We start from the raw sequence: 11,925 nt of genomic DNA, 5'->3' as shown, positions 1-11,925 counted from the left end.
CAGGCGATGCAGTTCGGTGGTTTCGACATCGTCGTCGTGGCGGTGGTCGCGCTGGTCATCCTGACGATCGCGCTCGGCGTGCGGACGGTGCCGCAGGGTTATAATTACACGATCGAGCGTTTCGGCCGCTATTCGCGCACGCTGGGCGCGGGACTCGGGCTGATCGTGCCCTATATCGACCGTGTCGGGCACAAGGTGAACGTCATGGAGCAGGTGCTCGACGTTCCCAGCCAGGAGGCGATCACCAAGGACAATGCCGGCGTGCGCATCGACGCCGCCGCCTTCTATCAGATCCTCGACGCCGCCAAGGCGCGCTACGAGGTCTCAAGCCTCGACATGGCGCTGATGACGCTGACCATGACCAATATCCGCACGGTCGTCGGCTCGATGGACCTCGACCAGTTGCTCTCGCATCGCGACGAGATCAACGAGCGCCTGCTGCGGGTGATGGATGCGGCGGCCTCGCCCTGGGGCGTCAAGGTCACCCGCATCGAGATCAGGGACATCCTCCCGCCGGCTGACATCGTCGGCGCGATGAACCGGCAGATGAAGGCCGAACGCGAGAAACGCGCCGCTGTGCTCGAGGCGGACGGCCTGCGCCAGGCCGAGATCCTCAAGGCCGAAGGCCTGAAGCAGTCGCAGATCCTGGCGGCCGAGGGGCGCAAGGAATCGGCCTTCCTCGACGCCGAGGCGCGCGAGCGCTCGGCCCAGGCCGAAGCCGCCGCGACCGGCATGGTCAGCGAAGCCATCGCCAAGGGCGACATCCAGGCTGCGAATTTCCTGCTGGCCGAGCGCTACACCGATGCGCTCAAGGCGATCGCCAGCGCCCATAACAGCAAGCTGGTGATCGTGCCGATCGAGGCCGCCGCGCTTGCGGGCACGGTCGGCGGAATCGCGCAACTGACGCGGGCCGTCTTCGGCGAGGACGCGGTCGAGGCGCGGCGCGGCTCGGTGCCGCCCGTCTCGCGCGGCTGAGGGCATCGCCATGCTGCAATGGCTTGCATCGCTGGGCGGCTGGGCCTGGATCGTGCTGGGGCTCGTGCTGGTCGGCGGCGAGATGCTGGCGCCCGGCGTCTTCCTGATCTGGCTGGGCTTGTCGGCGCTGGTCACCGGCGCGGTCGTCGGGGTGACCGGCATGGGCTGGCAGGGCGCGGCGCTGGTTTTTGCTGCGCTGAGCGTCGTCAGCGTGCTGGCGGGCAGTGGCCTGACGCGGCGCAGGGGCGACGAACCCGACGCCGCGACCGGCCTCAACGATCGCGGCCGCCAGCTCATCGGCCGCGTCTTCAGGCTCGACGCCACCATGACCGGCGGCGAGGGCCGCATCCGCGTCGGCGATTCGTCCTGGCGCATCACCGGGCCGGAGCTGCTGGCGGGTGCGGAGGTCAAGGTGGTGCGGGTCGACGGGGCGACACTGGTGGTCGAGAAGGCTTAAGGTCGGTGGTCCTCGGTGGGAGCGCCGTCATTCCGGATCGGCGCCGCTACGCGGCTTGTCCGGAAAGACGGCCGTGATGTCCTCCAACCACCAAAATCCGGTTGTGTCGTGACGTGGCGGGTCTATAGCGAACGCTCCGCCGCCAGCCTGATCGACCCATGAAAAACCCCGACGCCCGCCTGTCCCTGTCGAAGGACCGCATCAAGGTCCTGCTGCTCGAAGGCATCAACGATTCCGCCGCCGACCTTATGGTCCAGGCCGGCTACACCAACATGGTCCGGCTGCCCAAGGCGCTCGACCATGAGGCGCTGCTCAAGGCCGTCGAGGGCGTGCATGTGCTAGGCATCCGCTCGCGCACGCAACTGACCGACGCGGTCTTCGCCCATGCGAGCCGGCTCTTCGCGGTCGGCTGCTTTTCGGTCGGCACCAACCAGGTCGATCTGGAAGCGGCGCGGATGCGCGGCGTGCCGGTGTTCAACGCGCCGTTCTCGAATACGCGCAGCGTCGCCGAACTCACCATCGGCGAGATCGTGATGCTGCTGCGCCGGATCACCGACCGGTCGCGCGCGGCCCATACCGGCGGCTGGGACAAATCCGCCGACGGCGCCTTCGAGGTGCGCGGCAAGATTTTGGGCATCGTCGGCTATGGCAATATCGGCAGCCAGCTTTCGACGCTGGCCGAGGCGATGGGCATGCGGGTGGTCTATTTCGACCAGACCGACAAATTGCGCCATGGCAACACCGAGCCGGTCGACAGCCTCGGCGACCTGCTCGGCTTTTCCGACATCGTCTCGCTGCACGTCCCGGAAACGGCGGCGACGGCGGGCATGATCGGCGCCGAGGAGATCGCGATGATGCGGCCGGGGGCCTATCTCATCAACAATTCACGCGGCACGGTGGTCGATCTCGAGGCTGCCGCCGCCGCGTTGCGTTCGGGCCATCTGGCGGGCGCGGCCTTCGACGTCTTCCCGGTCGAGCCGGCCTCGAACGCCGAGCGCTTCGTCTCGCCGCTGCAGGGCCTGCAGAACGTGATCCTGACGCCTCATATCGGCGGCTCGACGGAAGAGGCGCAGGAGCGCATCGGAGCCGAAGTCTCGCGCAAGCTGATCGACTATTCCGATGTCGGCTCGACTGTCGGCGCGGTGAATTTCCCGCAGGTCCAGCTGACGCCGCGGCCCGCCGGCACGCGCTTCATCCATGTCCAGCGCAACGTGCCGGGCATGCTGCGGCGACTGAACGACGTTTTCGCCAACCGGCACGTCAACATCTCCGCGCAGAACTACCAGACCGATGGCGAGATCGGCTATGTCGTGATGGAGGCCGACAGCATCGGCACGGACGCGGTCGACATCCTGCGCGAGATCCGGGCGCTCGACGGCACGATCCGGGCGCGGCTCCTGTATCAGAAGGCGTGAGGCGGTGATCGGCGTTTGCCGGATCGCGATGGTAGTGCTGGCATTGCTGAGCGCTGCCGGCGCTGTCGCCGCACAGGAAAGCCAGTCGCCGAGCTGGCCCGAGGTGAAGTGCGCCCGCTATAGCAAAGCGTGGGGCGAGGCGCTGGCACGGCGCGGCACGCGGGGGTTGGGGCAGCCTTTCCTCGACAGCCATGCAGCTTTCCTCGCATCGGGCTGCACGGCCAGGGCCGATGTCTGCCCGCGCTCGGCCGAGGAGCTCGAACTCGCCAACATTATGGTCGTCGCGGCGATGAATGCGGGCACGGCGAGCACCTTCCTGCCGTTCGCCTGCCGGAAATAGGCGAGCCGTTCAGGCGACGCCCAATCTCAGCAGATCGTGGACATGCACCAGCCCGACCGGGCGATCGTCGGCGTCCGCCACGATCAGGGCGGTGATGCGCAGGCGGTTGACCAGTTCCAGCGCCTCGACCGCCAGCGCGTCGGGCGCGATGCGGCGGGGATTGGGGCTCATGATGTCGCGGGCGCGCCGGGCGGTGACGTTGCCGGCGGTGAGCTTGCGGCGCAAATCGCCATCGGTGACGACGCCGGCGAGCCTGCCATCGGGATCGATGACGATGGCGCAGCCGAAACCCTTGGCCGAGATCATCGCCACGACATCGGCGACGCCGGCGTCGAGACCGACGCGAGGCAGGGCGTCATCGCGGTGCATGATGCTCGCGACGGTCTTGAGCTGGGCGCCGAGCTTGCCGCCGGGGTGGTAGACGAAGAAATCCTGCGGCGAGAAACCGCGCGCTTCCAGCAGCGCGACGGCAAGCGCATCGCCCAACGCCATCTGCATCGTCGTCGAGGTGGTCGGGGCAAGGCCATTGGGGCAGGCCTCGGTCGCCTTCGGTAGGACGAGCGCGATGTCGGCCTCGCGCCCGAGCGCGCTGTCGGCATTGGAGGTCAGGGCGATCAGTCCGACGCGGAAGCGGCGGGTGTGGGCGACGATAGCCGCAAGCTCGGCCGTCTCGCCCGACCAGGACAGGGCGATGACGACGTCGTCGGGCTGGACCATGCCGAGATCGCCATGGCTCGCCTCGGCGGCATGGACGAAATGCGCCGGCGTGCCGGTCGAGGCCAGGGTTGCCGCGATCTTGCGCCCGACATGGCCGGATTTGCCCATCCCGGTGACGACGACGCGGCCGCTCGCCATGCGGATCAGCTCGACGGCCGCCGCGAAGGGCTGGCCCAGCCCGTCGGCAAGCGCGTCGTGCAGGATGTCGAGGCCGGAGCGCTCGGTGGCGATGGTGCGGAGCGCCGAAGCGCGGATGTCGGCCGTCATGAGCGGGGCTCTAGCACGAGCCCGGCCGTCTTTGCCACTGTCGGACGCCGTGCCTTAGCGCCGTCACGGCGCTCAACGAGGTTTGCGCCTGCCGTGGAGAAAACTGCCGGCGATCAGGGCTGCGCCGAGCAGGGTCGTTCCCCACACCACGAGCTGAGGCCCAGTCGGACTCGCGAAGCAGCTATGGAGCCCGATATAATCCATCTGCCAGCAGTATCTGGCAGGGCTGGCATAGCCGTATGTCCGCGCCATGATGCCGTTGAAAAACAGAAATACGCCGCCAGCCAGGATAAGCCACTTCGCCATTTCAGCGCTCCGGTGTTCTTATGATGATGCATGACCGGACGCAGCGCAATTCGGCAGCGCGAGACGCCAGGGCAGGCAGCCAGCCGTTCCCGCATTGACGGCTCCTTAACCCTCTTCGTTCTAACTCCGTTAACCATGCCCGCCATGTCGGTGGGTCTGCTCTTGCCTGGAGCCTGGCTTCCGCGTGTCCCGCTGCGTCCCGATCCTGCTTACGTCCGGTGTCGCCGCGGCCTGCCTCGTGCTGGGCGCGACGGCAGCCTTTGCGCAGCAGACGCGTGGGGCAGGGTTGCGCACGGGCACGCCGAGCTATGTCGCGCAGGAGACACCGGCAGCCGCTGCAAACGTCGCGGCTTCGCCCAACGGCGTGCCCGAGCCGGGCGCGCTGATCCAGAACCAGACATCGATCGTTTCGCGCAAGGCGCCGCCGCGCGCCAGCCGGCCCGTGCAGGCCCGCAATACGCGCGGCGTCACCCAGCGCCAGTTCCGCGCGCCGCAGCCGGTGGTCAGCGGTGTGCCGCCGATCACGGAGCCGCCCCCGCAGCGCCGTCGCCGTGTCGCGGCGGAAGAGGACGCCTATGCGCCGCTGGGCCTGCGGCTCGGCAGCGTCGTGCTGAAGCCCGCCATCACAAACTCGATCGGCTACGACACCAATCCGCAGCGCGTCAGCGGACCGACGCGCAACGGCTCGGGGTTCAGCCGCCATGAAGGAGAACTCGGCGTCCAGTCGGACTGGAACGTCCATGAGCTCAAGGGCACGCTGAAGGGCGGCTACAGCGAATATTTCCGCGACAGCAGCGCCTCGCGCCCTGATGCCGCCGGTACGCTCGATCTGCGGCTCGATGCTACGCGCGACACTCGCATCCTGCTCGAAAGCCGGGTCAATCTCGACACCCAGCGGCCAGGATCGCCCGATCTCAACGCCTCCGTCACCGGCCGTCCGCTGGTCTATCAATACGGCGCGTCCGCCGGCGTGACCCATGACATCAACCGGCTGCAGCTGACGCTCCGCGGCTCGGTCGATCGCAGCGACTACGAGGACGCGAAACTGACCAGCGGCGCGACGCTGAGCCAGAAGGACCGCAACCAGACCCAATACGGCCTGCGACTGCGCGCCGCCTATGAGCTGACGCCCGGCATCAAGCCCTTCGTGCAGGGCGAGATTGACACCCGCCAGTTCGACCAGTCCTTCGATTCGTCGGGCTTTCAACGGTCCTCGAACGGCCTCACCGGCCGCGTCGGCTCGACCATCGAGCTGAGCCGCCAGGTCACCGGCGAGGTCTCGGTCGGCTATCAGGACCGCGCCTATGACGACGACCGGCTGAAGAACCTGCGCGGGCTCGTCGGCGACGCCGCGATCCTGTGGTCGCCGACGCCGCTGACGACAGTGACGCTGCGCGGCACCTCCGAACTCGGCGACACCACGATCGCCGGCTCCAGCGGCACCACGGCGCGGCGTGTTTCGCTGGAGGTCGCGCATGCGCTGCGCCGCAACCTGATCCTGACCGGCGTCGCCAGCTTCGGCCGCACGGAATATGACGGACAGGGCCTGCGCGAGGATTTCTCCAGCATCGGCGCGAGGCTGGAATACAAGCTGACCCGGACCTTCTCGGTGCGCGCGAGCTTCACCCATGAGCGGCTCAACTCGACGGCGCAGGGAGCGGACTACACCGCCAATGTCGCGTTGGTCGGGCTCAGAATGCAGTTCTGAGAGGCAATGCCGTCACGGTCGGGTCAAGCCCGACCATGACGTGAGGCGTCACTCCATCCCTTCCAGTTCGATGATCATGCCCTCGATCATCTTGAGCCCGATCTGCCAGAAGGCCGGGTCGCGCGCGTCGAGCCCAAAGGGCGCCAGCAGCTCGGAATGGTGCTTGGTGCCACCCGCCGAGAGCAAAGCGAAATAGCGCTCCTGAAAACCCTCGGCCGAGTTCTGGTAGACGCCGTAGAGCGAGTTCACCAGGCAGTCGCCGAAGGCGTAGGCGTAAACGTAGAACGGCGAATGGATGAAGTGCGGGATGTAGCACCAGAACGGCTCGTAGCCCGGTCCGAGCCTGATCGCGGGGCCGAGGCTCTCGGCCTGTACGCTCATCCAGAGTTCGCAGAGGTTTTCCGCCGTCAGCTCGCCTGATTTACGGGCTTCGTGGACCTTGCGCTCGAAGGAGTAGAACGCGATCTGGCGCACGACCGTGTTGATCATGTCCTCGACCTTGGCGGCGAGCATCGCCTTGCGCTGCTTTTGGTCATTCGTGCCGTCGAGCAGGCGGCGGAAGGTCAGCATCTCGCCGAAGACGCTGGCGGTCTCGGCCAAAGTCAGCGGCGTCGGCGCCATCAGCGCGCCATTGGGCGCGGCCAGCACCTGATGGACGCCATGGCCGAGCTCATGGGCGAGCGTCATCACGTCGCGCGGCTTGCCCTGGTAGTTGACCAGCACATAGGGGTGCGCTGACGGCACCGTCGGATGCGCGAAGGCGCCCGGCGCCTTGCCGGGGCGGGCAGGGGCGTCGATCCACTGTTCGTCGAAGAAGCGCCGTGCGATGCCGGCCATTTCGGGCGAGAACGCATTGTAGGCGTCGAGCACCGTGTCGCGCGCCTCGGCCCAGGGTATGGTGCGCTGCTCGACTTGCGGCAGCGGCGCGTTGCGGTCCCAGAAATCGAGCTGCTCACGGCCGAACCATCGGGCCTTCAGCTTGTAGTAGCGATGCGACAGGCGTGGGTAGGCCTCGCGCACGGCGGACACGAGGGCGTCAACGACCTCGCGCTCGACGCGGTTGGCGAGGTGGCGCGAATCGGCGACGTCCTCGAATTTGCGCCAGCGGTCGGAGATCTCCTTGTCCTTGGCGAGCGTGTTGGTGATCAGCGCGAAGGTGCGGAGATGGCTGCGAAATACCTGGCCCAAAGCTTCGGCCGCGGCCTTGCGGACGGCGCCGTCGGCGTCCTGCAGCTTGTTCAGGGTCAGTTCCAGCGTCAGCTCCTCGCCGCTGATCTCGAAGCGCAGCGAGGCGATGGTTTCGTCGAAGAGCCGGTTCCAGGCGGCGTGGCCGGTCATCGACTTCTCGTGGAAGAGGGCCTCGATACGGTCCTCAAGCTGATGCGGCTTGTCCTTGGCGAGATCGTCGAGCCAGGGCTGCCAGTGCGAGAGCGGCGCCTGCCTTGCGAGCGGATCCATGATGACGGGGTCGATCCGGTTCAGTTCCAGCTCGAAGAACAGCAGTTCGGTCACGGCCGCGTTCACACGGTCCTGGGTGTCGCCATAGAATTTGGCGCGCTGCGGGTCAGTCGTATCGCCGGAATAGACGAGGCCGGCATAGGCGCCAATGCGGCCGAGCAGGTCGCTGAGCACCTCATAAGACTTCACGGCCTCGGCCAGCACGGTGCTCGCATCCTGCCGCTCGGCGAGTGCCGCGAGCTTGCCGCGATAGAGCGCCGCGAAGCGCTGCGATTCGGTCAGCGCACGGGCGAGATCGGCTGCAAATTCGGGCGAATCCATCGCCGGATAGAGATGGGTCAGGTCCCATTGCGGCAGCGGGCCGAGCGCTTTGGCCGTCGTCGCGGCGCTGTCTGCGGCCCTGGCGCGAGCGATCGTGCCTGTGATGGCGACATTCATCTCTGGAACACCTCGTCGGCCCTGAGCGGCCCGCTACTCATATGCGTGGAGAGACGCCGCCGATCAATGTTGCACGGTCGCGGCCGATCGGTTTGCCGCCCGCTGTGGCGCTTAAGCGCCGCTTAACCGTTCTGGCCGAGGATGCCCCAGAACGGAACAGCCGATTCCGTTGCGCAATCTCCGCTTTTGACTGCCTGGCCTTCGAGGTTTCATGACTTCCACCGTTCTCGTCGTCGATGACGATCCCGTCCAGCGCCGCCTGCTCGACGCCATGCTGAAGCGATTCGGCTATGACGTGGTCACCGTCGAGAGCGGCGATCAGGCGCTCAACCTGCTTGGACATGGTGACGGCGAGAAGTTCGATGCCGTGGTTCTCGATCTCGTGATGCCCGATCTCGACGGCATGGGCGTGCTGGCTGCCCTGCGCGAGCGCAGCATAGAGACGCCGGTGATCGTGCAGACGGCGCATGGCTCGATCGAGACCGTGGTCTCGGCGATGCGCGCCGGCGCGGTCGATTTCGTGGTCAAGCCGGTCGGGGCCGAGCGGCTGCAGATTTCGCTGAAGAACGCGTTGAAGCTGGGCGCGCTCGAACATGAACTGCGCCACATCAAGCGCCGCGTCACCGGCACGCTCGGCTTCCGCGACCTCGCCACCAAGAGCCCGGATATGGCGCGCGTGGTGCGGTTGGCCGAACGCGCGGCAAAATCCAACATCCCGATCCTGGTCGAGGGCGAATCGGGCGTCGGCAAGGAGGTGCTGGCGCGCGCGATCCAGGGCTCCAGCGACCGCAAGGGCAAGCCCTTCGTTACGGTGAACTGCGGCGCGATCCCGCACAACCTCGTCGAATCCATCCTGTTCGGCCATGAGAAGGGCTCGTTCACCGGCGCGACCGAACGCCATATCGGCAAGTTCGTCGAGGCCAATGGCGGCACGCTCTTCCTCGACGAGGTCGGCGAATTGCCGCTCGACGCACAGGTCAAGCTGCTGCGCGCGATTCAGGAAAGCGAGGTCGACCCCGTCGGCGGCAAGAAGTCGGTGCGGGTCGACATCCGCATCATCTCGGCGACGAACAAGAGCCTGCTCGACCAGGTCAAGGCGGGCGAATTCCGCGAGGACCTCTACTATCGCCTCAACGTCTTCCCGATCACGCTGCCGCCGCTGCGCCAGCGCCGCGAGGACATCGCCGATCTGGCGCGGGGTTTCGTCGCGCGTTTCGCTGCCGAGGAAGGCAAGAAGCTGCGCGGCATCGCGGCCGAGGCTTTGTCGCTGATCGCCGATTACGACTGGCCGGGCAATGTCCGCCAGCTCGAGAATGCGATGTTCCGCGCCGTCGTGCTGGCTGATGGCGATGAACTCACCGTGGCCGAGTTCCCGCAGATCGCGGCGCAGATGGAAGGCTTCGACGTCCGCATCCCGCCGGTGCCGGCCTCGTTCGCCCGGCAGGAGCCGCGCAACGACACGCCGCGCATCATCCAGATGCCGGTGCGCGATCCCAATTCGCTGGATCTCGTCGCCGGCTCGGACATGCGCAAGCTCGACGATCTCGAACGTGAGATCATCACCTTCGCGCTGGCGCATTATCGCGGCCACATGTCGGAGGTCTCGCGCAAGCTCGGCATCGGTCGCTCGACGCTCTACCGCAAGCTCAAGGATTACGGGCTGATCGAGAACGAACCCGCCTCCGAAGGCTCCGACGCGGCGTAGACCGCCAGAAGCTCGTGAATAGCGGGGGTTGTTGCACCGCCGCATCTTGTCGAAACCGGCCGAGTCACGCAGGAATGGCGCTGATTTGGCGAAAATCGGGGATAGCGACCATGCGTCGTCGCCATTGGGCGGGGTTGGCTTCGGCCTCCGCTCTGACTTTCGCTCTGGCGCTCGGCGTCGGCGCCGCCTGCGCGCAGGGCTTGCCCCAGTCGATGCCTGCCGAATCCGATGCGGCCGTTCAGGCCGTCGCCGGGACCGATCCGCTGCTCGGCATCGCGCTGCCGGAGCAGCCGGCGCTGGTGATTCTGGACGGCGACACGCCTGACAGGATCGCGCCCCCGGCGCTGCCCGATGTCATCGTCAGGCTCGAACCGTCGATCGAGGCCCCGGAGCCGGGCATGGTGACGGGAACGGTCGCGCCGTCCGCCCGGCCGCAAGGCGGTCTTGCGACGCTGGAAGCACCGCCGGTTTCGCCGGCCACCCAGGGCGTCGACGATCGCCCGGTCCTGCTCGAAATCCCCGATGTCGAGGTGCCGCCGGCCGATCCCGCGCTGGTGCCGGTGCTCAGGCGGCACGTCGAGCCCGCGCAGGCGCCCCTGACCGAGCCGGTGCGCTCGGCCGCGCCCGACACTGTCGTGATTCCGCCGCCGGACCTGCCAGGCGTGGTGGTTGCGTTGCCGCCGGGTTCCGATCTCGCGGCCGAGGTTGCGAGCCGCACCGCGGAAGGTCTGGCGCTGCCACGGCTCGCCGAGCGTGAGCGCAACGAGATCATCGCCGCCTATCAGGCCAACCAGAACAAGCCGTTCTGGATCGACGGACGGGGCTGGAGCGATGCTGCGAGCCGTCTCGTCGCCCAACTGGGCCGCGCCGGTGAAGACGGTCTGAGGCCGACCGACTATGCGCTGCCGGTGTTCGAGGCGAGCGACAAGGGCAGCCTGGCCGAGGCGGATGTGCGCCTGTCGGCGCTGGCCGTGCTCTATGCCCGCGATGCGCGCGGCGGCCGGATCGACCCGCGCCGCCTCTCCAAGCTGATCACGCCGACGCTCTATCTGCCCTCGGCCACCGAAGTTTTGTCCGAACTGACGGCGGTGCCTGATCCCGGCGCGGCGCTCTCCGCCTATAATCCGCCCCATGAAGGCTATCGCCGCCTCAAGGCCAAGCTCGTGGAACTGCGCGGTCATCTCGACGACACGCCGCTGGTCCGCATCCCAGCCGGGCCGGCGCTGAAGCTCGGCATGCGCGACGATCGCGTCCCGCTGGTTCGGGCGCGGCTGGGTCTCGGCCCGGCGGAGGAGCCCGTCTTCGACCGCTCGACCGCGCTGGCGCTGGCCGATTTCCAGAAGAAGGCCGGGCTTCCGGCCAATGGCGTGCTCAGCGAGCGGACGCTCGCAGCGCTAGGCACGCCGGCCTCGGCGCGCGGCGAACAGGACGTCATCGCGCAAATGGAGCGCTGGCGCTGGCTGCCGCCCGATCTCGGCGAGAACCATATCTTCGTCAACGTGCCGGAGTTCCTCGTCCGGGTGATCCGCGACGGCAAGGTGGTGCACCAGACCCGTGCGATCGTCGGCAAGCCCGACACGGCAACGCCGATCTTTTCGCACAAGATGGATCACGTCATCGTCAATCCGTCATGGAACGTGCCGCCCTCGATCCTGAAGAAGGAGTTCCTGCCGGGGCTCGCGGCCGATCCCGAATACGCCGCCAAGCGCGGCTATGTGGTGACGCGGCATGGCAACAACATTTCGGTGCGCCAGCCGCCGGGCGAGCGCAACGCGCTCGGCTGGATCAAGTTCATGTTTCCCAATGATCATGCGGTCTATCTGCACGACACGCCCAATCGCCGCCTCTTCGCCAGCGAGCGGCGCTCGTTCAGCCATGGCTGCGTGCGCGTCGAGAACCCGTTTGCGCTGGCCGATCAGGTGCTGGGGCCGGAATGGTCGCATGAGCGGCTGAAGAAGCTGATCGGCTCGGGCGAGCGCCGGATCAACCTGCCGCAGCCGCTGGCGATCCATCTCGTCTACAATACCCATGTCGTCGAGGCCGATGGCAGCCTGACGATCTTCGAGGATCTCTACGGGTTCCACAGGCTGGTGCGGCAGGCGCTTGAGCCGCGCGGCTGAGGCGGCGCGCTCTGACGGG

Annotated in this window: 10 protein-coding genes; 7 read left to right on the top strand and 3 right to left on the bottom strand. The window is 67.3% G+C overall.

The genetic code is table 11. The features are described from left to right. Positions 1 to 6 precede the first annotated feature (6 nt). The 4 genes from AC1DZY_RS02710 to AC1DZY_RS02695 all read left to right on the top strand — a co-directional run bounded on the left by AC1DZY_RS02710 (position 7) and on the right by AC1DZY_RS02695 (position 3,187). On the top strand, positions 7 to 975 hold the full coding sequence (locus tag AC1DZY_RS02710; RefSeq protein WP_476818512.1) for an SPFH domain-containing protein: 969 nt from the start codon (positions 7 to 9) through the stop codon (positions 973 to 975). 10 nt (positions 976 to 985) lie between these two features. After that, on the top strand, positions 986 to 1,432 hold the full coding sequence (locus AC1DZY_RS02705; RefSeq protein ID WP_476818511.1) for an NfeD family protein: 447 nt from the start codon (positions 986 to 988) through the stop codon (positions 1,430 to 1,432). 158 nt (positions 1,433 to 1,590) lie between these two features. Further along, positions 1,591 to 2,847, top strand: a complete 1,257-nt coding sequence (serA, locus tag AC1DZY_RS02700) for a phosphoglycerate dehydrogenase (protein WP_476818510.1) — start codon at positions 1,591 to 1,593, stop codon at positions 2,845 to 2,847. 4 nt (positions 2,848 to 2,851) lie between these two features. Beyond that, a complete protein-coding gene (locus tag AC1DZY_RS02695) occupies positions 2,852 to 3,187 on the top strand; it encodes a hypothetical protein (RefSeq protein WP_476818509.1) in 336 nt (111 codons plus the stop codon). Between the two features lie 9 nt (positions 3,188 to 3,196). On the opposite strand, the gene AC1DZY_RS02690 is transcribed toward AC1DZY_RS02695, so the two are convergent. Together AC1DZY_RS02690 and AC1DZY_RS02685 are read right to left on the bottom strand one after the other, a co-directional pair. Further along, complete coding sequence (locus tag AC1DZY_RS02690; protein ID WP_476818508.1) at positions 3,197 to 4,171, bottom strand: KpsF/GutQ family sugar-phosphate isomerase; 975 nt, start codon at positions 4,169 to 4,171, stop codon at positions 3,197 to 3,199. A gap of 72 nt (positions 4,172 to 4,243) precedes the next feature. Next, positions 4,244 to 4,477 (bottom strand): hypothetical protein, encoded by a 234-nt coding sequence (locus AC1DZY_RS02685; protein WP_476818507.1) that lies wholly within the window; start codon positions 4,475 to 4,477, stop codon positions 4,244 to 4,246. A 184-nt stretch (positions 4,478 to 4,661) separates the two neighbouring features. Here AC1DZY_RS02685 and AC1DZY_RS02680 point away from each other — a divergent pair, with 184 nt between their 5' ends. Then, the gene (locus tag AC1DZY_RS02680) at positions 4,662 to 6,185 is read left to right on the top strand and encodes an outer membrane beta-barrel protein (protein ID WP_476818506.1); all 1,524 of its coding nucleotides are present in this window, start codon (positions 4,662 to 4,664) and stop codon (positions 6,183 to 6,185) included. Positions 6,186 to 6,233: 48 nt separating this feature from the next. On the opposite strand, the gene AC1DZY_RS02675 is transcribed toward AC1DZY_RS02680, so the two are convergent. Further along, entirely contained in the window at positions 6,234 to 8,081 is a 1,848-nt protein-coding gene (locus AC1DZY_RS02675; protein ID WP_476818505.1) for a M3 family oligoendopeptidase, read from the bottom strand. Positions 8,082 to 8,292: 211 nt separating this feature from the next. On the opposite strand from AC1DZY_RS02675, the gene AC1DZY_RS02670 reads away from it, so the two are divergent. Together AC1DZY_RS02670 and AC1DZY_RS02665 are read left to right on the top strand one after the other, a co-directional pair. Then, positions 8,293 to 9,786 (top strand): sigma-54-dependent transcriptional regulator, encoded by a 1,494-nt coding sequence (locus AC1DZY_RS02670; protein ID WP_476818504.1) that lies wholly within the window; start codon positions 8,293 to 8,295, stop codon positions 9,784 to 9,786. A 110-nt stretch (positions 9,787 to 9,896) separates the two neighbouring features. Further along, a complete protein-coding gene (locus AC1DZY_RS02665; protein WP_476818503.1) occupies positions 9,897 to 11,906 on the top strand; it encodes a L,D-transpeptidase family protein in 2,010 nt (669 codons plus the stop codon). Positions 11,907 to 11,925: the final 19 nt, after the last annotated feature.

It is taken from the genome of Allobosea sp. P2_A10, from assembly GCF_056405115.1.
The sequence above is the reverse complement of the archived record's forward strand: the minus strand, read 5'-3'. Positions and strand labels throughout refer to the sequence as shown.